This is a genomic window from Nocardia sp. NPDC058058 (genome assembly GCF_042885355.1).
Classification (GTDB): domain Bacteria; phylum Actinomycetota; class Actinomycetes; order Mycobacteriales; family Mycobacteriaceae; genus Nocardia.
The window spans coordinates 365633-385380 of record NZ_JBHVSA010000002.1; the positions used below are offsets into that span (position 1 = coordinate 365633).

A 19748-nucleotide genomic window follows, 5' to 3' on the forward strand; every position below is an offset into this window, starting at 1 on the left:
ACGAAATTGGTTGTGCCAGATAGTAAAACGCAAATTCTGGCGCAAGATTGCGTTAACGGACCGGTCTAACCGGCCATCTCCTCATTGAACCGATTGACAATTTCGGCCCGCCGCTCGAACGCCGCCCGCGCCGCCGCGGCCGACGTCGCGACCACGACCTGCTCGAACTGATCCGGCGTCATCCGCGAAACAGCATGCCCGAACTGCAAATCCCGCAGCGCGCCATTCCCGTCGACCTCGGCCATCACGGCCCCGTCCTCGGAAGTCTCCCGCCCCCGGACCGCGGCCATCTGCTCCGCCAAATCCTGAAACCGATACAGCTGCCGCCGAACCCGCTCCTGAAGCTCATCCATCGACCCGACCATGAGTGCCCCCTCCTCACAAAGTCCGTAGCCAGCTCTGCGGCTCAGTATCGTAGTCCTGCTCCTCGACAATCTCTTGCCGAGCCACGTCCGCCTCGGTAGGAAGCCCGGTGCGCGCAAGCATCTCGGGACTCATCCCGGCTTCTTCGTACTCCTTGCGCTTGGCAAGGCCGGCGCGGGCGGCGGCCCGCTGACACAGCCTGAGCACCTCCCCCGCCAACTGCGCCGGATCCCGATGCAGCTCAGCCGCATCCACCTTCACAGCCAGCGGAATCCCCTGCTCGGTGGTGCGCAGCTTGATCGAACCGTACGGGTTCGCGATGGTCACCGAAGCCCAACCCTGCTCAGCAGAGTCCGAACTCACCCCCGCCTCGGTCATGCAGAACTCCCTCCCAGTCCTTACGTGTAGAGATACCATACGACGTTTTCGATCACCAGCGAGATTCAAGGGTCCCGCCGTGGCCGAATCACACTGTGCAGGCCCAGAATCAGAACCGCTAGGCGGTGCGCTCTTCCTTGATCACTCGAACGACTTCGGCAATACGAGTATTGACCATTCCGGTCAACTTCTTCCGATCAACAGAAACCGCCTTCCATGGTGGTGCGTGTCCGATGGCGTATCGCCCTGAATTCGGCAGGTCACGCCACTCGAGCCGATGTCTACTGATCCCACGCGGACCGAATACCGACGAGCCCTGGATGATGTCGATCGTGCCGACTGATGTCGCAGGGATGTGCAAGAACCTCCTCGACCGAACCGCAACTGCATCCTCCGAGTCGGCGCCGATACGTGAGCGACCGTACTCATAATCGGTATCGTCTTGCTTCTCATGCGGCGGCGTGAGCGGGATCTCAGCATGTTCGCCTGGTTCCGACTCAGGCAGCGCCGCCACGACGGCACCGGCAAGTTCAAGTGGGTCACACTCGGTAACCGTGAATCCACCACTGTGCATGTAGGTTTCACCAGGTAGCTGACTAACGAGATAGCCACGATCGCCTTTGCGCGAGGCGACAATCCGGATGCGACCGTCCGCACGCTTGGGGTCCAGACCGTCCCACGCGTCGACGATAACTCGAATATCGGGTTGCGCCACCGACTCCAGCACACCCGTGAACGATCCGTTCAGTCGGCGATTCACCTGGTCCTTGGCCTCACGCGCTTCACGAAGGTAGTCGTCGTACAACGGCGTTCGGCTCGTAAACGTAAACGGAAAGGGCAAAGGGTCACCGTCGAGCTGCTCCCAAAGGACAACGAACTCCAAATCCGTGAACTGCCAGCTCCGGCTCATTTCTCGGCCACCGGCCTCACCGCATCCGGAATCTCCAGCACCTCATCCAGATTGTCGGCTCCGGTGAGATAAGCCGCCCGCTTGTATTCCTTACCCTGCCCCTGGGCCGCACCACTCGCACCGGGTGAACCCATTCCACCCGTCCCGGAGGAAGCTGCTGTACCTGTAGAAGCAGTCGAACCGGCTGCGACTCCCGCCCGAGTGACGACCGACTCTTCGGTGGCAATCGTGGCACGCGGAAATTGCTTCGAGACAAGCTTGTTGGGTTCCTGCGTCTTGACGGTGCCCGGGCTGCCACCACCGGGACTCGACGGACTGCCCCCGGTAGGCGAACCACTTGGATTCATCAAGGACTGCAGGTTGGTCAGCTGCTGGTTGAGCAGCTTCTGAGTATCGGTCGGAGTCGTGGTCGTATCGGTCGTCTTGACCTGCGACTGAATCGCAGTGGCGATCTGCTGTCCAACCGTCTGCAGTGCCGAAATCCCCGATGTCGCCACCGAGGATGCCGTTTCAGCCAGCTTCTGCACCGTGGTTGCTATCGTTTGCACAGTTGTGTCAGTTGTGGTCGTCTTATCCGGCGTTGTCTTATCAGGATTATCTTTAACCGGATTGTCCTGCGGATTCTCGGGAGTCTGGACGCCAGGGTTTCCAGTGGGCGAAGTCGGCACACCTGCACTGGTTTTCGGCGCACCGGACGGAGATTGCGGTTGATCCGTGACCGGACTACCTACCGGAGTATTCGGAGACAGAACAGACAACATGACACCATTGAGGTCCGCAATACCTGCGACATAGGTTTTGCGGAAATTCTCCTGATACATCGCCGTATTGTCCGTCTGGATAGAAAACTCCTGATAGGAGTACGTCAGATTCAGATGCACGCCACCGTAGACCATCTGACCAGCGGGGTTGTTGGGCTGCGGGGGCATATTCTTCTTCGTTTCAGCCAACCAGCCCGAAACAGTAACCAGTTGGTTACCAATTGACTTCAAACCCGTTGCAAACTTCCCTATACTGTCCGAGTAGGCGACTGTCGCACTTTTTGCTCGAGCCGCAGCCCAACCGTCCCATTTGTCATTGGTCGAGATTATTCTATTCGTGAAGTCGGGGATAGCATTCGATAACTCACCGGCCATCCATATCCACATCTCACCGACATGAGCAACCGAAGGAGAATCAATACTCTCCCTCAACATGTAGAGTTCTTCCCATTTCTTGGACGCCGGTGTTTCAGCATTGATCACATGCTCGCCCGTTGCCTGGACGTTGCTAGGTTCTTTTTGCGTGAACGGAGGAACCTTGGCATTCTTTTGATCAGGCGGCGCGCTCGCGAAGCTCGCGGCGTCAGGTCGTTGGATTCCCTCGAACCTCTTGACCGAGTCTGTTTCAGCGCCGGCATACGCCTTTCCGGCAGCTTTGTACGTGTAGATGATATCGTCCAGAATGACGATATGCTCTTTGATCGCATCCGCAACCGCCGTGCCCTTCAGGGAGAATTCTTCAGCAAGACGAGTGCCGGAGAAGAATTTATCCGAAGGTCCCGCAAATGGTTTGAGACCGGATAGCTGATCGGTGAATTGCTGCAGACCGATGAATTTGCCGAGTAAGGCATTGCAAGCGTTTACAATATCCGTGACGGCCGAGTCATCGAATTTGACACCGCCCGAAGACCTGAGGTTAGACCATTGCGTATTATCAGTAGCCATAAATTCAACTCCCCACCGCTGATATAGTCATTTACTACGACCGCAGTCTCGCCATCGACGCAGCCGCAACGCTACGAAGAAAGTCCACCGTCGCATCCGCAGAGAAGACTGCGGGATCCGAAGTGGACAATTGAGCGACCATTGGCTGCGTCAAGGAAACTTCGAAAACCAAACCGCCATCACGAATACTCAGGCTGACAGTCCGATTGTTCGGCATACTCGGCGACGTCTCCACCCTCCGGTATGCCTCGTCGCCGAGCCCTGTGAGCTTCGCAGTATCGATCTTGACGCCGTTCTGCCCCACAGCTTGTGCGGTATTGAAGGCCGCGAACTCGACAGCCGGATCCACTTCCTTGTGCAAGTTGGCGGTCGCCACGAGAAAGCCGTTCGCGTTGGGGTTCTTACTGTTATCCAGCTGAACCCTGCAGGACATCATGTCCAAGGCCGACGCGGCGACCCCGGTAAACTGCAGATTGCCGCCGCCAGCGTTTTCGTAGCCGGCACTTCGCAGTGCTCCAATTTCGGTTACGGTACAAAGGTTTTCGACATAGTGGTAGCCGTGTAGCTCCGGGCCATCCCCACGATCGCCGACGGCGAATACTCCTGCGGCCCACACTGCCGAAGCCAGCAACGCACCACCCAATGCCCATATCCACCCCTGGTACCGACGTTTCGGCGCGGGCTGCAGAAATGCGAACGGATCCGCTGGGGGCGCCTGAAACTGGCCTGCCCCAACAGGAGCCGAGGAAAACCGCGTTTGCGAACTGCCCGCCCTGTGCGTCGGAGTCTTGTTCGAGAAACGGCCGCTGCTGCCCCGTCCAGCCCCCGGTGTAGACATGGCCCGACGGTACCACGACGAATTGGGCCAGGCCCTTCGCGTGCAGTTGCCTTGTGGCTCCCGAAGCAACCTGCTCTACGCCGTCTAACCCACTGATGTGAGTGGAGCAGTGGCACGAAGCTCATTGCCAGGTAGCAATGACCGCCTTCTCAGGCTTCCATTGCACCTTGTCTGGCGTGCCCACCCCCGACCCCGCCAAGAAGGTGGTACACCCCTCGAGGCTCTGCCCCTGACTCATCTTGTCGAACTCGGCAGCCGATGCGCCGAAGCATTTGTCGAAACGGCTGGCGGAGGATCGATTCGGGTTGCCAAGTGATCCTGCCGAGGGCAGGAAGATCAATTCGGACAGTTGCTTCTTACCTGCGTACACCGCGAAGTAACTGGTGGTGTTGTAGCTGGTTGATGCCTTGGTCAGCCGATAGCGGACGTAGTACGGAGTCTTCCCCGCATACTTCGAGCTGTCGGCGAGCGAGTCGAGATCCGAAGTGTTGCCCTTGTCGACGCGCAGCACGGTCAGGCCCTGTGCTCCGTCCTTGCGATCGATGGTGACCGCCTCCCCGAACGAGACCTTCTTGCCCACGTCAGCTCCGCACCCTGACAGCGCTAGCGCACCAGCGACAGCGAACACACATCCCACCAAGCGCAGCTTCATCTGACCCCCATCGATTCATCTTGTCGAAGTGGACGCTATCGCCAGCCCGGGAAGGCAAGCAAACTCACTGCCGTATTCCACATCACCGCAACGGCTCACACAGCCAAGCTGGCACAGGATCCAAATACGGCCGAATTCGCGTGTTGGCGTCACACTCGTGGCATGGAGATCACATCGGCCGTCGCAGCCGTGCTCGGTGCCTTCGGGCTCTCGGGCGCGGCGGGGCTCAACGCCTGGCTGCCTCTGCTCGTTGTCGGCATTGCGGATCGGTTCGGCTGGATCGATCTCGGCAGTTCATACGGATGGCTGTCCTCGACTCCGGCATTGATCGGAATCGGCATCGTCTTCCTGCTCGACCTCGTCGGCGACAAGATCCCCGCACTGGATTCGGTGCTGCACGGCATCGGAACCCTCATCGCTCCGGCATCGGGCGCGATCCTCTTCACTGCCGAAACCAGCATCTCCTCCCACATGCCGCCGGCGGTCGCCGCGGTTCTCGGTGCGATCACTGCGGGAAGCGTGCATGTCGGCCGGTCTGTGGCGCGCCCGTTCGTGACGGGAACCACTGCGGGAGTGGGTAATCCGGTTGTGTCGAGCGCCGAGGACGGAACATCGTTGGCGCTCACGGTCTTGGCGCTCGCGGTTCCGATAGTGGCGTTCATCGCGGTGCTGATCTTGCTGATTGTGTTGGGCTGGATCGCATTCCGAGCCGCCAGGTGGATGCGCAAGCGGCGCGAGCGGAAGGAATCCGGACAGCGACAGGACCGATGAGGTCAACCGGCTACATCCCGAGCTCCCGCCGCAGTTCGATCGCGGCGGGGAGGTAGTCGGCCAGGGTGCGCAACCATTGGTTGAAAGAGAGGCCGCTGTCCCGAACGGGCTCGTCGCCCGCAAAGATCCAGAAGGTCGGATCCGGCAGTCCGAGATCCTCCGGCCGGAAATAGAAGAACATGTAGCCGTGGTGGGTCAGGAAGACGAACGCCTTCTCGAACTGCTCGAAGTCTCGTTCGTAGTCGTCGACGACGATCTCACAAGCTATCTCCTTGGCCTCCAAAACCCAACTGTGGTCCCATTCGTCGTTGCGACTGAGCCAGTATGGATCTTTGCCGGTACAGCGTAGGAACTGTCGATAGGACGCCGGAAGCTCCTCGACCCCTTGTGCATCCATCAGCGCGTCGACTTCCGCCGCGCTGCACCCGTGTATGGCTTCCTCTATCACGAGGCCACCTCGGACCAGGGGCTCGATCAGATCAACCATGAAGGTTCGCGACCCAGGTGCATCTTCGCAGTTCACTGAGAATCCAATACATTTCCATCGGCAGCAAGCTCGTGGCCTTCGGCTGAACGCGCGTTCCGCGACTGTGCATGAAATCGAGTGCAGCTCTTAGCTTTTCGGCGCACTCCGAATCCCGTCCGGCTCGAACATGTCGCTGAGCCATTGCGGCGTGTGCGCGGTATCCCGCGGGAAGTACTCGAGATCCAGCGCGAAGGCATCGGGGGTGAGTTGCGGGTTGAAGGCAGGCTCGCCTTCGTAGTCGAAATCCATTGTCCAAGCGTGGCTACGATCGATCGAGCACCTGACAGTGAACCAGGTTCCCTTACCAGGCTGGTACGTCGCCGATCGTAATTCCGCGAACAGCTCCATGATCAGCAAGGGAGCTGAGAGTCGAGTGGCGTTGCCGGCAGCAGAGATCGACTCGAACATGTCGGCATCGATCTGGATCGTCGCACGGAACTCGTACCAGAGCCGGTTCCAGTCCCTGGGTGCTGCGGCTACCAACTCCCGTCCGATGGCCTGCTGAGTCTCTGCACGCTGAACGGGGCCGATCGGAACTCGTTCTGACATAGCAGTTCTCCTACGAGTGACGCCAGATGTCACTGGCGAGGAAGCCATCCCACTGCTCGCCGGTGAACCATAATACCGGGCTGCGGTCCTTGGAGTCGCGAACGCCGACGTGGTCGTCGCCGAGGAGGACCTCGACGCACTGGCCGCCATTGCTCCCGCTGTAACTGGACTTGCGCCACTGGTGATCGACGCTTGCCGCCATATGCCGACTCCTCACTTCCAGTCGGCCGCCCGGCTCCGAATGAGTTCAGCGGATTGACTTTTCGACAGAGCCGCCGAACGAAGCTGGTCGGCCAGCATCTCGTACACTGCCACCCCATCGTAATCCTGCAGGTAGAGAGAGCCTGTCGGGTATTCGATATAGCCAACCGTCTGGGCCTGGTCGAAATGAAGCAGCGTGAACTCGCCGACATTGCCTGCATGAGCATAGATACTGGTGGGAACGACTGGCGGCCCGGCTAACTGCCCGCCGACAAGCTATCGGAAGATCGAACGACTTCGGTTGGCCCATAGCGGTATGCTCCAAGGGGAGCAATCAGATATAGAATTCCTCGGCGTCTACGAATTTATTGCCGATCAAAAGCGCGGAAAATGCTTCCAGCTCGTCGTTCCCGAGGAAGTAGAAACCCGTATGGTGACGGTAGAAAAATCTGCCAAGCTCATCGATCACCAATAGGCCGTACTCATGCGTCTCGGCTCCAACAGGGAAGATGGCCTTACCCAAACCTGCGGCGCACTCGGCGAAATCCTCGACGTCGCCCTCATAGCCGACGGTGGGATCGATGATGAGCATCTCTTCCGAAGACTTCCTCAGCGGTAGCTCCAACTCGCCGTACGAGTGGATGAAGCGCCGGGCCGGATCGATCGCCTGTAGCGTCGAGCCTTGGCGCGCAGCATCATTCACTCGAAATTCGATGAGATCGTCGGCTCGCTCACCGATATCCCGAGTCGGAAACCAGCCTCCCGATCCGAGCCACTCGCCGACCTCGGCTGCAGAGATCGATGGCACGGCAGGCTTCCCTTTCCTTCACGGCCGACTTTCGGCAACGGGTGATCAATCGCTATCGGCCAGGCGGCGGAGGTCTGCGAGACTTGCGGCCCGCTGCTCCGTGACCGCTTCGTCGACCACTCCGAAAAGCTCGGGGGCATGGGCGGGCAACGAGCGGTTTCGGCGCATCGCGTCGAGTGCCGGCAGGCCCATCCCGAACGTATCGATGAAGCGTGAGCGCCAGAGGCCGCCGGCGAGCATGCCTTCGGACCCGGTTGAAGTTCGCTGTACATATCCCGCGGCGTTGTCAGCTTCAGATGCCCAGATGTAACCCAGCACTACACCGTTCCGGGCCACAGGCAGGTACGTGACGGGGCCGTTGGCGTCTTCGGGATAGGTCCTGGTCGGAGTCGAGAACAGCGGGCCCCAGCCCTTGGAACGATCCACCGGCGCACCACTTGGATACTCTCCGTCTTGCTCCCAAGGCCCATCACCCAGTGGCGCATCAGGATTCAACCGCAGCGCCAGGTCCTGAATGGTTCGCGCCTCACCCAGCTCGGCACCGATCGAGATTCCGCCGTATTTAGGATCCTCGGGCTTTCCGACCCAATGGCGGATTGCCTCAACAGGTTTCAGGCCGAGCTGATACGACTCACCAAGCTTGTCGTACCAATAGATCGACGAGTCGACGTGATCGATTCCTGACCCCATGTGGGCGAAGTAGCCCGCCGCGGATCCCGACTCCGCACCCCACAGATAACCTACAAGCTTGCCTTCAAGCATGATTGGTAGGTAGGCAACGGGGCGGCGCGTCCAAACCTCGTACCGACCCGGCGATTGTTGTGTGCTCATTATTGCTTCCAGTCACGCTCGATGATGGTCAGAGCAGTCGAAGACTAGAGGGCTGACAGACGATTGATATCCAAAATATTCGCCTTCTTTTCCCTCCAAATATCCCATAGTTCATCAACACTGTTGTCGCCAGCAAATTCGGCTTCTTCGCGTGTGACGGGTATAAGCGTTATCGTCTGAAGCACGGCACGGCCAGTAGAATCTCGAAATAGATCAAAATCGGGACCGAAGTACGGGCTGGGATAACCTATTATCCCGGAAATATTCGTCCCCGCCACAAGTGGATTCGAGTTGGTTAAGATTGAATCGTATTCAATTCCACGACCGTTCGCTATCACGAGCCCGGCGGTAACATCAACAATGTGTCGAGCAATTCCCTCTTGACCAGAATGAAGAGTACAGATCAGCTCCTCCGGCAGCAGGGCCGTGACGTCCTGGAATCGAAGCCCATTTGTCACCACCGATGTCACTTCGTACTCAGTCTTGGTGTAGAACACCAGGTCATAACCTCTATTTCCACCCTGAGCGGTTGCAGGCTCGACGTACTGAAATTCCCCCAAATGATCAACGTTGTGATCGAGCAGTCCTTCAAAATCATTCGACGTTGCCACAAGACCCCTTCCGCACAGGACGCACTTACACGACCGTCAACACTCTACCTTACATAATGACACTTAACCGGAATTGCTCAACCCCACTATCCGCCAGGCTTCTTTCTCCCCATTATTATGTCAAACGCATTTGGCGCATTCGGAAGGGGCGGGTAAGTTCCAGCCAGATTACCGTAGTGACCATAGCCTGGCACTGTCGACTCGTGCCCATGACTCCGATTGGCACTTCGCTCTTCCAGTCGGTAGTGGCTCACATTATTGTATGCCGCCTTGAACCCTTGTTCATCGATGCCATGGTAAATCGCAAACTGCTGAAGACTCCAATATTCAGACTCTTCGACGTGACCCATATCAGCTATATTAGGTCCCGGTTTGGTGAACTTGTCATCTTCATTGACAATTGGCGGTTCCGGACGCTCGACACCTTCTGGGAGTGCCGAATCTTCGGTCTTCCAATTTTTGTACCAATCAGGCGCAGAGGTTCTTACAGCGTGACCTTTTTCATTGTATTCAAAGAACAGCGGGTCGCCGGTCTGCGGGTTGCGGCGAACGTCAATAGTCTTTCCGCTGGTGCTGCAAACCATCGTCCCATCTGCACGCATCTGAGCCGCGTGAAAAACATCATGCTTCGTCTTTGCGGCGAAAGTTGGCCGCGAGGTTCCGTACACCCACTCATCAAGTTTCGAAGTGATATGAGCCGGTTTTATGTCATCATGACCGCTATTGACGGGGTCTACCGCATCCTCGTTCGCTGCCCGTTCTCGCGCTTCGTCGGCATTGAGGCCCATCTTGGCCGTCTCATGAGTTCCGGGGGCAAACCCATCTGTTGATACTTTTGATTTGGTCCCATCGGGATGATGCGTTTCCCAGGCTCCGTCGGGTGGGATGCGCGGACGACGGGTGCCGTCCGGGTGTAGCTCGGCAGTGCTGGTGTATAGGCGACCGTGTGAGTCGGACCAGGCTGGTTTGGTGGGTGCCATGACATCTACGCCCAGGTGGTGGGCTAGTCGGGCTGCGAAACCGTTGGCGGCGGCATCGCAGCCGACTAGTCGGATAGGTGTCTTACCGTCCCAGCTGGTCCCACGTAGTAGGTTTGCGAACTCTTCGGGGGTGTAGGTGCGGTCGCCGATGCGGGCGTGGCCGTCCTCGGTTATATGGACATCGGCCGTGAAGTGGTTGGGGTCCTTGGCTATTCGGGAGGCTAGCTCTGAGACGACGGGGTCGTCGGGGTGGAAGGAGACACCGGCTTCGGTCTCTTTGGCGGGGGACGGGTGCGGGTCGTCGACGGGATGGGCATTGTTCGGGTCAGGGTGGGCTGGGTCCTCGTGCGGGTGAGCGCTATTCGGGTGCTGTGGTTTCTCGGACCCGGGGTGGGCAGACGCGGGTTCCTGGTGGGTAGGCGTCCGTGACTCGGGGACGACAGTGAGCAGGTCATTACCGTACTTGCTGAGGTAATCCCGGAAAACAGGATCGTGTTCGGTGAGCAGACGCCAGGGCGTTTCCAATGTCGCCTTATCCATGAATCCGGTTTTGTCGAGGACCTCGACGAAACTGTCACGGAGGTGGGGTAGTTCGTTGTGACGGACAGGATCTCGCAGCGCATTCGAGATCTCGGTTGCCAAGGACTTCAGCTCGTTGAAGCGGCCCTGCAGGTGCGGGGTGAGGGAACTGGGGCGATCGTCGGGCGTGATGGGATGTGTCGGTGCCGGTTCGACCGGAGTCGGAATGTCGTTCAGATTGATCGGCTTGTCGACCGGTTCCGGTTTGGTGTGCGCCGGAAGGTCGAGAGATTCGTGAGGTACGGCCGGTTCGACGTTATGCGAGGGTGATTCGACGCCGTGCGGGGCCGGCGCGTGCGGAGGCGGATCTACCGGGTGTGAACCATGGTTCGTGGTGGCTCGAGGATCGTGGACGTACTCGACGCCCACCACCGTGCCTTTGATCAGATACCTGACACCCTCGTACCTGGACCCGGACGGACTCTCGATGACATCGGTGATCAGGTACCGAGTTCCACGCGGCATCAGGAATTCGTGTTCGGAGCCGCCGATCCACAAACCCTTGGAGCCCGCGGGCACCTCGAGTTCCAGTCGAATGCTGCTCTCTTTGAAGCCACCCGGCGGCTTCTCCCCCAAACTGGTCGACAGATAGCCACGTTCGGTCTGCAGTGTTCCTTTCAGATCCAGAACGCTCCGCTCGCCGAGCACTGTTCCGTGGTTGTCGATGGTCAGATGCCTGACGCCATTGTTACCGAGGCCGCGGGTGATCTCGAATCCCTGCGGCGTGGTGTTATCCGTCAACCGATCCAGCGTCTGTACATGCTGGTTGAGAATCTCGCCGGTCGGCGCGGTGTCGAGAATGCGTTCGATGACCATGTGGTCCTGGGCGTTCGACCACAATTCGCTCAAGCGCTGCTGAGGGTGCGGGTCGCGGAGCACGTTATCGAGGGAAGCCCGCAATGGCGGGTCGAGATTCGGGTACCGATCGTAGGACTTGAGCAGCTCGAGGCTCGGCTCGAACGACTTCCCTTCGTTCAAGCGGGACAGCTGGTGCTGGATCGCGCGGTCCGCCACGAGCTGAGTGAATCTCGCACCCGGGTCGGGATCGCGCAGCAATTCATTGATCCACGCATGCCGTACGTAGCGACTCACCTCCTGGCGCTCAGCTTCGGACAGGGAGTCCATGTGGGACCCCATCGTCTCGTCGCCGAACTTCAGGCCCGCGTCATCGGTGTCGAAGCGACGGATCGAATCATGCTGGACAGCAGGATTTTCCGTCTGATGCCGCGGAGTCACGGGCGGCTGCTCGTGTCCCGGTTGCTGCGCATGTGGCTCCGGTTGGCCGATACGAACTTCGGGATGTGCTCCGGGGTGCACAGGAGAGGCCGACTCGATTGGGCGCACAGGGTTTCCGTGTGCGTCGTAGAGAACCGCGTAGGTGGCACGGACGTTGGTGTTGCTGGCGGGGAAGGGGTGGGGGCCGCCGGGAACGGCGGAGTCGTGGACTACCAGGCGGCCGCCGTCGTTGGTGACGGTGTAGGCGTGCGCGCCGATGCCGTTTGTGTCTGTGGGGCCGTGGAATTCGGAGACGACGATGGCGGTTGCGCCTTCACCGAGGCGGTTCAGGTGGTCGGCCAAGACGCCCGGGGTTTCCATGTGTTGCATGCGGCCGCCCGCGGCCGTTTCGAGGTCGTGGGCCGTCATGCCGCGGTCGGCGATTTCCGGATCGTGTGGGATTCGGATGTTTTCGTTGCCGGTGAGTTCTTGGGCGTGGCGGAGGGCTTGGGGGCCGCAGTCGTTGACCGGCTGGTGGTCGGCGGGGAGGGTGGGGTGTTCGGGGACCGGGTCGGGGTGGCGGAATTCGTCTACGAGGTGTTCGTAGCCGAAGGGGGCACCCTCGTGTGGGTCGAAGATGGGTGGGCGCAGGTGGGCTGGGTCGCTGGGGAGGGAGCCTATGTTGCGTTGCCAGGCGTTGAGGCTCTCGTGGTCGGGGCGGGCGAATTCGGGGATGATGTTGGCTTTGTCGCCCGCGGCGATTTTGGCGAAGTTGTAGAGGGATTCGCTCGGGATCGAGTGGGCGTCGTCGTGGAACCTGTAGTAGCCGGTGTGGGTGCCGATATCACTGAAAGTTTTTACACCGCCTGGGAATTGGGCGATTACTCGGCGTGCACCGAAGGCCTCTACCGAGGGATCCATGCCCAAGCCCATGCTGAGACCGGGTGCGGCTCGGGCGATTTCGCCGGGGGTGCTGGAGCCGATCCAGGTGACCGGGTCGCGGGAGGAACTGGCTACGAAGACGTTTTCCGCACCGATGCCGAATTCGGCGGCGTGCACGACCGGGCCCGCGCCCGGGGAACCCAGGAGCGTGATGGTGCTGACCTCGCCGGTCAGGCGGCCGCCGGAACCTGCGTAACTCGTTGTGGTGGAGCCGTAGCTGTGGCCGAACAGGTGCACATCCGGGGGCGGCGAGCCGCCGGGGAGGCCGGCGTTGATCTTGCGAGTCTGGTTGAACGCGGCCACATCTCGCGCAAGTAGCTGACCACCGCGTTGGGCCAGAGCGGGATTCGTCATCTCCCGGCCGATGCGCGAACCACTCGGGGCGTCGTAGCCGATCCAGGCGATCGAGGCGACCATGCTGGGGTCGTGCACGTTGTCCGAGGTCGCCCAGAAGTGGTTGAACGCGTTGTTCAGGTTCACTTCGAGGCTGCGGACAGTGGTGGTGATGCCGGGGATGTGGAAGGAGACGGTCGACGCGTGGTCCACGTCGCCGATCGCTACGACCGCGCGTCCCTCGCCATTGAAAGCCGTTGAGTCATAGGACAGTACGTGCACCGGCGGGCGGTAACCGGACGGATCGCTCGGATCGGTTCGGTCGCGGTTCGCGAAAGTGTCCGCGAGCGTCTCCGCGTGCTCGAGGTTGTGGATGGTGCTCTGCAGGTTCTGGAACTGCTGGCGGCCTTCAGGGTCGGAGAAACGGCTCGTCCACTTATCCACACGTGGATTGCGTTCCCGGAGTTCGGCGAGGTCGCGGGCGATCGAGAGGCGATTGGCCTGATCGCGGACGTGCGGGGGCACGCCGTCGGCATTGCCGATCTCGTGCGGGTGCAGGCGTGTCATCGCCGACTGCTCGTCGGGCGTCAACTTCTGCCACCAGTCGTGGTTTTCCCGGGCCTTCTGGTGCGCACCGGCCTGATCGACGTTGTCGGCATGCAGGAGTTGCCGGGGCTCGGCGTCATGACCGAGCTTGGCCAGAGCGTCGGCCGCGTGCTGGTGCTCGGCGGCGGTGATCGGATGATCCACCGGCAGTACAGGTCTCGGCGCGTGATCGCCGGAACTAGACGGCTCTGGATGCGATGGCTGCGGGTCGTGACTCGGCTGCGGGTTGTGATCCGACTGGCCGTCACGTGCGGGCTGCCCGGTGCGATCCTGCTGACCATCGTGAGCGGGTTGACCATCACGATCGGCATGCCCGTCGCGATTCGGGCGACCATCGCGATCCGTGTGACCGTCCCGGTCCGCGTGGTCGTCGCGCCCCGGATGACCGTCCCGGTCGGCGTGACCGTCCCGCGTTGTGTCGTTGTCCCGCTGCGGGTTTCGGTCCCCATTGGCAGCGTCGTCGTTGTGGGCGCGACCGGAATCGTGCGGTTGCTGGTGCTCCTGGAGCCCGCCGATCTGGCCCTTCGGCCGATCCGAGGCCGGGACGCTCGTGCGGTCGTTCGAGGTGGCGTCCAAACGCTCGGCGCGCGAAGTCGCTTCCACACCGGTGGCTTTCGCCTGCGCGTGCGGCGCCTGTGCCGGAGCCTCGCGGCCTGGCGCGGCACCGGCGGCTCGGTCCGCGGGCGGCGTGGTCGTGGCCGGGCTCTCGGTGCGAGGCACCTGCGGACGGCTCTCCGGCGGTGTCTTGGGTTCACCCGAAGGGTGTGCGGCACCGGCGGATTGAGCGCCGCCGTCGATTTTGGGCGCCACCGCGGGCTGTGCGGCGGGTGCCGAATGTGCCGGCGCGGGAGCTACGCTCTGGCCGTTGGCCAATGGGGCGCCCGCAATATCGTTGCGCCCGGCAGGTACCGCAGCCTGTGGCTCACCTGCCAGCCCCGCGGCAGGGGCGGCCGCGGGTGCGACGGGTGCCGCCTCACTGCCGATGGTGGTGGAGTCCCCCGCGCGCGGTGCACCAGAGGTCGGCGCCGCACCCTCCGCGGTGGCGGAAGGCGTGGACGGTACGTGCTCGGCAGCGGCGGGCTTCGGCGCTGCCACATCGCTCTTGGCAAGGGCGCCCGGGGCGGCCCCGCTCGGCGCGTGCGCCGTCGGCTTCATCGCTCGGATCGCGCCCGGCGCGGCACCGCCCCACATGCCCGCGGTGATCATGCGCGGGTCGAGTTCCCAATGGTGGGTGATCAATCCGGCGGTGGCCCAACCGGCCAGCCCTGCCGAACCACCGGCCGCCACCATGGTGGCCCCGGTCGTCACCACCCGCTTGGTGATGTTCGAGGGCATGCCGAACATATTGTGCAGACGGCTACCGACGCCGGCGGCGACGAGTCCACCGGCGGCTCCGGCAGCCGCCATAACGCCCACCTGATTCCAGTCGAACTTCTCGCGTCGCCCGTTGTAGCGCTGCCACAGCTGAATCGCGGCATCGGGTGCGGCTCCCATGGCCGCGCCGAGACCGGCCGACATACCGGCCGTGATCGCCAGCTTCTTGAGCGCCGCCTTGAGCGCGGCGATCTCGGCGAACTCCATGCTCTGCATGGTGATCTTCTTGATAAGCAGCTTCGCGATGGTCCGCGCGGTGACGCGATTGACCGCGATCACGGCGGCCTCAGCCGCCGGAGCCCCGATCAAGGTGGCCGCGGCGAATGCCATATCCACCGCCATGATGAGCAACATGGCGTGGAACATCAATTTGGTGTACTCGAACTCGGTGCCCGTGTTCTCTGCCAGCCCGGCAATACTGTTGAACCACTTGACGAAGCTGTCGATCGACCCGGCGCCATCCTTGCTCAGATCGCCGTACTTGAGCGAGTTGAGTTGTACGAGCATCGCGTCGCCGCCATCGCCTTCGGGATAGGCGACGCGCACCGCGGATATCGCGGCGTCGATATCGGCTTTGACGTTCTCGAGATTTGCGGCGGCGGCTTTCCAGTCGTCGGCCAGGTCCCACATGCGGTCTTCATTGCCCTCGGGCCATTGCATGCCCACAAGCCAGCCGTAATAGTCGGCGCCGGGCGGACGCCAGATCAACGCGGACTCGCGATGCTGGAAAGCACGCGCCCAGCAGCGGCTTTCGCCCCCCGAACTGTCACTCCCGCCCCCGGATTCGACCGACCATCAGCTATTGCACTGCCGGGCGGCGGTTTTCACCGACTCGGGGCAGTGATCTCGCGCCACGCTGCCATATCAGGCGGGGATCAGCAACTGGGCCGGTGCGGTCCGCTAACGGTCAGCAGCCCCGCGGTTCGGGGATGTTCGGCCCGAACAGGCCGAATCCGGGACGGGGGGACGCCATGCGGTCGCTGTGGTTCATATCGCGCGTTATACGGGTCGTCGGGCCGGATCGATCCTTCCCTATCGGGGCGGATTCTCATCGACGCTCGGTCAAGTGAATCCCCCGCTACCGCGCCGACCGGACCTGAAACACCGTCCACGAATGTGTAGGGTCGCAGGCGTATCCGAACGGGCCGCCGCTGGCGCTCGGTCGAGGAGGGGAGCGATATCGTGAACAATCCGCAGGCCGGGAGCCCGGACGACTTCATGAAGACATTCATGGACAGTTTCACGCAGGCCGGTGGCGACGCCGGCATGACGATCGTCTCCCATCCCGGTCAGCCGAGCGGTCCCGATGAGAAGCAGATCACCGAGCAGGCGCGGGAGCTCACGCACGGCATCGCGCGGGCGCTCGCCTCGGATGGTCCGGAGGGGTGGGAGCGGATCGACGCGGTGTTCGCGTGGACGGTCGCCACTCAGGCGTGGAATGTGATCTATTCGGCGCAGGGGCGCGGAGTGCGGGCCGAACCGCCGCAGACGACATTGCTTTTGGTGCAGGAGCAGCGGGAGGTCGCCGCGCAGCTGTCCGAGGGGCCGTGGTGGCGGATGCGGATCGTGCTCACCAATGGCGGTGAGATTCAGACCGATTACGACTACGGCGATGAGCCTTTTCCCGATGATCAGCTGTTTCCGCCGGAGGCCTATCAGGCCGATCTCGCGGAGTATCCGCGGCGGCGGTTGCCGATGTGGCTGGCGGCGTATGTCGGGCATGAGGGGCGGCAGTCGCGGCCACCGCGGGTGGCGGCCGAGCAGGCGCGACTCGATCGCGGGAAGGGTGTGCGCGGGGAAGTCTCCACAACGGATTTCCCTCCGCTGCCGCTACTCTGGGCGCGCTGGACGGCGATCGCGGCGACCTATGCCGCGCTGGAAGTGACGCAGGGGCCGCGCGTGCTGCCGTCGCTGGCATGGTTCGAGACCACCAAGCGGAGTGGGAGCACGCTGTATGTGCTGCCGGGTGATCGGGCGATCATCTCCGGCGGCGTGTGGAATTCGCCGGAGCTCGACGCCGCGTACAACGGCGAGGCTCCGATGCCGGAACTGTATGCGGGAGCGCCGGATTGGGTGACCGATGCGGTGCTCAACCCGCGTATCACGTCCGGGCTGCTGTCGTTCTGCTACTGGTGGGATAACGGCCGGTGGTATCGCGGTGAGTCGCCGAGCGGGCCGGGGCTGGCGCTCGCCTGCCCGGGTGTGTGGACGTCGGATGTCACCGCCGAGATCATTACGGGGGCGCTGGCGCAGGCAACGGGTTCGCCGCTGAGCGATCGGGACCGGGGTGCGGTGGCGACACTGGTCGCCGCAGCCGAAGCCGGGGTTGTCACCTTCGAAACCATTACCGCCGCAATCGATCCCGCGCGATTCGATGTGGATGCGGCGCTGAATCAGTTCACGCTCGCGGGGTTGCGTACCTTCGTCACCGCTCCCCCGCTGTCGCGCGGCGACGCGATCGAGCAGGTGCGGGCGCACATCGTGGACAAGGGCTCGGATACCACCGGGTATCCGCTCGATCAGTTGACCGCGGATCGCATCGAATCGGGTTGGATGGTTTACGTACCTACCCAGCCGGGCGAGATCATGCTCGGGCGGGCCATCTACTACATCGCCGATGACGGCGTCATCGAGGCGTCGTCGTCATCGGTTCCGCCCGACGTGTACATCAAGGGATTCATCCAGCGTTATCGGGCGCGGACCGCCTGAGACATATGCTTCGCATTGCCATCGACGCTGATCAGCGGATATCGTCGGCGGCAATACTGATTGGGGAGGAGTCGGTTTCATGGCTGGAAAAGTAGAGGTCAACGCGGAATTGCTGCGGCAGGCGTCCGCCAAGACCTTGGATGTGACCGATAAGGTTCGCGATGTGTTCGCCAATCTGTCCGCGGCGGCCGACGGCCTTGGTCAGCCCTGGGGCAGTGATACCTACGGCACGAAGTTCGCCAACGGTGAGGACAACAATGGTTACACCGCCGCGCGCGACAACCTCAAAGAACTCACCACCGACTACACCAAGCAGGCCGAGGATCAGGCGAACGCGCAGAACGATTCGTCGAAGCTGCACGACAATACCGATACGAACAGCGCGAACACCTTCAAGAAGTAGCTCATGGCGAACGAATTCCTCAAGGGCGAACTCGCTTCCATGATGGACGAGTTCCAGGCGCAGATGACGGTGCTCGCCGATGTCCAGCAGCGGCGAGCCCAGCTCGTCGCCTCCGGAACCGCGTTACAGAAGCGGGTTACGGTGACGCTCAACGCCGATGGCGTGGTCATCGAAACGCGCTTCACCGATACCGACGAGCTCACTCACGAGGAACTCGCCAAGGCTGTCACCGAGGCGGCCCAGGAAGCGGCCACCGAACTGTCCCGCAAGACAGCCGAACTCATGAATCCCATCCAGGAAGGACGCGGCCGCATGCCGAAAATGTCCGACCTGATCGAGGGCCTGCCGAACCTGAACGACCGCCTCCCTGAACTGATCCCGGCCTCCCTCGCACCACCCAATTCCCCGGAGCGCCAACAACACGACCCCGGCATGGTCTTCACCGACGTCGAAGATCTCGACGACCTGCGCCCGAGCCGAATCAGCGCCGACGACTGGTGACCGATCAGCGGCGCTACCGCACGCGAGACCAAGTGGAGCAGCTGCTGATTCATATCTTCAAGCGGCGCTTAACATTTCACATCTATCAGACGGAGTACGGCTGGGTCTGCCATCCGATCTCGTCCGGCAGAGACTCACAGAACCGACCACATCCAGGCCAGGGCAACTTTGTCGTCGATGCCGAGACCGGCGTAGTCACCGCCCATTCGAGTCTGCATCCGCAGACGATCGGGGAACAGTACGACGAAGCGATCAGAACCGGGCAACCGGTCCAGGGCCGCCAGATCCATCCGCCCCGCTGGAGCGTGACGGTGCAGCGAATCCGGGAAGACCAGACCGAGATCGAGTATCACGTGCTGACCCGACCACTGCTCGAAACAGCCGACCCGACAACCGATCTCCAGCTGACCATCGATAAGAAAACCCTGCGCTCTCGAACGAACGAACGCGGTATCCCCGAACCAGCCAGCCTGGCGAAGTCCTGGGCGTACGCGAATCGCCACAACGAGATCTGGCCGGAACAGGGAACCTTCGAGTATTAGCCGAGGCGATCCACCAATGCTACGGATCCTGTTGGCGCGCTTTGTCTTCCTTCATCTGACGGACGTGAAGGTCGCTGTCCCATGAGACATCTTCATGGTCCGGCGGATCACCCTTCCAAGCAAAGAACCACTCGATCCAATCCTCACTCGGCAACTCACTGGCCGAAGAACCAACCACGGCCAGCCCGCGCGAAAACTCCTCGGCCGCACCGCGATCGACCAACTCCCAACGATCGTCGTTCCTGAAGTCGTTGATAAAGCCAATCACGCGACCCGGGTCGTACTGCCACATCTGAATTCGCTGAGCCCAGACGAGCGCATCGTCGGACTTATCAGTCGTCACGAATACGGTGAATGGCGGCGTTGTTCCGTAGTCACCTTCGTGGACCGCACGGTAATACAGCAACCTCGTACTCCCAA

General features: G+C 61.6%; 19 protein-coding genes and 1 pseudogene. 5 read left to right on the top strand and 15 right to left on the bottom strand.

Annotated features, from left to right (window positions below; all coding sequences use genetic code 11):
• Nucleotides 1-65 precede the first annotated feature (65 nt).
• From ACFVUS_RS16735 to ACFVUS_RS16760, 6 genes are all read right to left on the bottom strand, one after another.
• On the bottom strand, nt 66-353 hold the full coding sequence (locus tag ACFVUS_RS16735) for a YbaB/EbfC family nucleoid-associated protein (RefSeq protein WP_387766465.1): 288 nt from the start codon (nt 351-353) through the stop codon (nt 66-68).
• A 25-nt stretch (nt 354-378) separates the two neighbouring features.
• Complete coding sequence (locus tag ACFVUS_RS16740) at nt 379-741, bottom strand: hypothetical protein (protein ID WP_387766468.1); 363 nt, start codon at nt 739-741, stop codon at nt 379-381.
• Nucleotides 742-859: 118 nt separating this feature from the next.
• Complete coding sequence (locus ACFVUS_RS16745; protein WP_387766471.1) at nt 860-1651, bottom strand: ESX secretion-associated protein EspG; 792 nt, start codon at nt 1649-1651, stop codon at nt 860-862.
• Nucleotides 1648-3357: a hypothetical protein gene (locus tag ACFVUS_RS16750; RefSeq protein ID WP_387766474.1), complete on the bottom strand. Its 1710-nt coding sequence runs from the start codon at nt 3355-3357 to the stop codon at nt 1648-1650. The genes ACFVUS_RS16745 and ACFVUS_RS16750 overlap by 4 nt, the downstream gene beginning before the upstream one ends.
• A gap of 34 nt (nt 3358-3391) precedes the next feature.
• Nucleotides 3392-4000 carry a hypothetical protein gene (locus ACFVUS_RS16755; RefSeq protein ID WP_387766477.1) on the bottom strand — a complete coding sequence of 203 codons (609 nt, stop codon included), beginning with the start codon at nt 3998-4000 and terminating at the stop codon, nt 3392-3394.
• Nucleotides 4001-4316: 316 nt separating this feature from the next.
• Nucleotides 4317-4775, bottom strand: coding sequence for a hypothetical protein (locus ACFVUS_RS16760; protein ID WP_387766480.1), 459 nt, complete (start codon nt 4773-4775; stop codon nt 4317-4319).
• 234 nt (nt 4776-5009) lie between these two features.
• On the opposite strand from ACFVUS_RS16760, the gene ACFVUS_RS16765 reads away from it, so the two are divergent.
• Nucleotides 5010-5618, top strand: a complete 609-nt coding sequence (locus tag ACFVUS_RS16765; RefSeq protein ID WP_387766483.1) for a DUF4126 domain-containing protein — start codon at nt 5010-5012, stop codon at nt 5616-5618.
• A gap of 10 nt (nt 5619-5628) precedes the next feature.
• On the opposite strand, the gene ACFVUS_RS16770 is transcribed toward ACFVUS_RS16765, so the two are convergent.
• The 8 genes and pseudogenes from ACFVUS_RS16770 to ACFVUS_RS16805 all read right to left on the bottom strand — a co-directional run bounded on the left by ACFVUS_RS16770 (nt 5629) and on the right by ACFVUS_RS16805 (nt 15881).
• Nucleotides 5629-6105 (bottom strand): SMI1/KNR4 family protein, encoded by a 477-nt coding sequence (locus ACFVUS_RS16770; RefSeq protein WP_387766486.1) that lies wholly within the window; start codon nt 6103-6105, stop codon nt 5629-5631.
• A gap of 126 nt (nt 6106-6231) precedes the next feature.
• Complete coding sequence (locus tag ACFVUS_RS16775; RefSeq protein ID WP_387766489.1) at nt 6232-6693, bottom strand: hypothetical protein; 462 nt, start codon at nt 6691-6693, stop codon at nt 6232-6234.
• Between the two features lie 10 nt (nt 6694-6703).
• On the bottom strand, nt 6704-6895 hold the full coding sequence (locus ACFVUS_RS16780; protein ID WP_387766492.1) for a DUF397 domain-containing protein: 192 nt from the start codon (nt 6893-6895) through the stop codon (nt 6704-6706).
• A gap of 11 nt (nt 6896-6906) precedes the next feature.
• Nucleotides 6907-7128 (bottom strand): annotated as a pseudogene (locus ACFVUS_RS16785) (Scr1 family TA system antitoxin-like transcriptional regulator); the annotation flags it as partial.
• A gap of 100 nt (nt 7129-7228) precedes the next feature.
• On the bottom strand, nt 7229-7702 hold the full coding sequence (locus tag ACFVUS_RS16790) for an SUKH-3 domain-containing protein (RefSeq protein ID WP_387766495.1): 474 nt from the start codon (nt 7700-7702) through the stop codon (nt 7229-7231).
• A 45-nt stretch (nt 7703-7747) separates the two neighbouring features.
• Nucleotides 7748-8464: a hypothetical protein gene (locus ACFVUS_RS16795; protein ID WP_387766498.1), complete on the bottom strand. Its 717-nt coding sequence runs from the start codon at nt 8462-8464 to the stop codon at nt 7748-7750.
• 113 nt (nt 8465-8577) lie between these two features.
• On the bottom strand, nt 8578-9144 hold the full coding sequence (locus tag ACFVUS_RS16800) for a suppressor of fused domain protein (RefSeq protein ID WP_387766501.1): 567 nt from the start codon (nt 9142-9144) through the stop codon (nt 8578-8580).
• Nucleotides 9145-9230: 86 nt separating this feature from the next.
• Nucleotides 9231-15881 (bottom strand): alpha/beta hydrolase, encoded by a 6651-nt coding sequence (locus ACFVUS_RS16805; protein WP_387766504.1) that lies wholly within the window; start codon nt 15879-15881, stop codon nt 9231-9233.
• Nucleotides 15882-16355: 474 nt separating this feature from the next.
• Here ACFVUS_RS16805 and ACFVUS_RS16810 point away from each other — a divergent pair, with 474 nt between their 5' ends.
• The 4 genes from ACFVUS_RS16810 (at nt 16356) to ACFVUS_RS16825 (ending at nt 19328) form a co-directional block, all read left to right on the top strand.
• Nucleotides 16356-17882 (top strand): hypothetical protein, encoded by a 1527-nt coding sequence (locus tag ACFVUS_RS16810; protein WP_387766507.1) that lies wholly within the window; start codon nt 16356-16358, stop codon nt 17880-17882.
• Between the two features lie 79 nt (nt 17883-17961).
• Complete coding sequence (locus ACFVUS_RS16815; RefSeq protein WP_387766510.1) at nt 17962-18285, top strand: hypothetical protein; 324 nt, start codon at nt 17962-17964, stop codon at nt 18283-18285.
• 3 nt (nt 18286-18288) lie between these two features.
• Nucleotides 18289-18786, top strand: a complete 498-nt coding sequence (locus tag ACFVUS_RS16820) for a YbaB/EbfC family nucleoid-associated protein (RefSeq protein WP_387766513.1) — start codon at nt 18289-18291, stop codon at nt 18784-18786.
• A gap of 32 nt (nt 18787-18818) precedes the next feature.
• A complete protein-coding gene (locus tag ACFVUS_RS16825) occupies nt 18819-19328 on the top strand; it encodes a hypothetical protein (protein ID WP_387766516.1) in 510 nt (169 codons plus the stop codon).
• Between the two features lie 19 nt (nt 19329-19347).
• Here the strand turns inward: ACFVUS_RS16825 and ACFVUS_RS16830 are convergent, their stop codons facing one another.
• A complete protein-coding gene (locus tag ACFVUS_RS16830; protein ID WP_387766519.1) occupies nt 19348-19734 on the bottom strand; it encodes a hypothetical protein in 387 nt (128 codons plus the stop codon).
• Nucleotides 19735-19748: the final 14 nt, after the last annotated feature.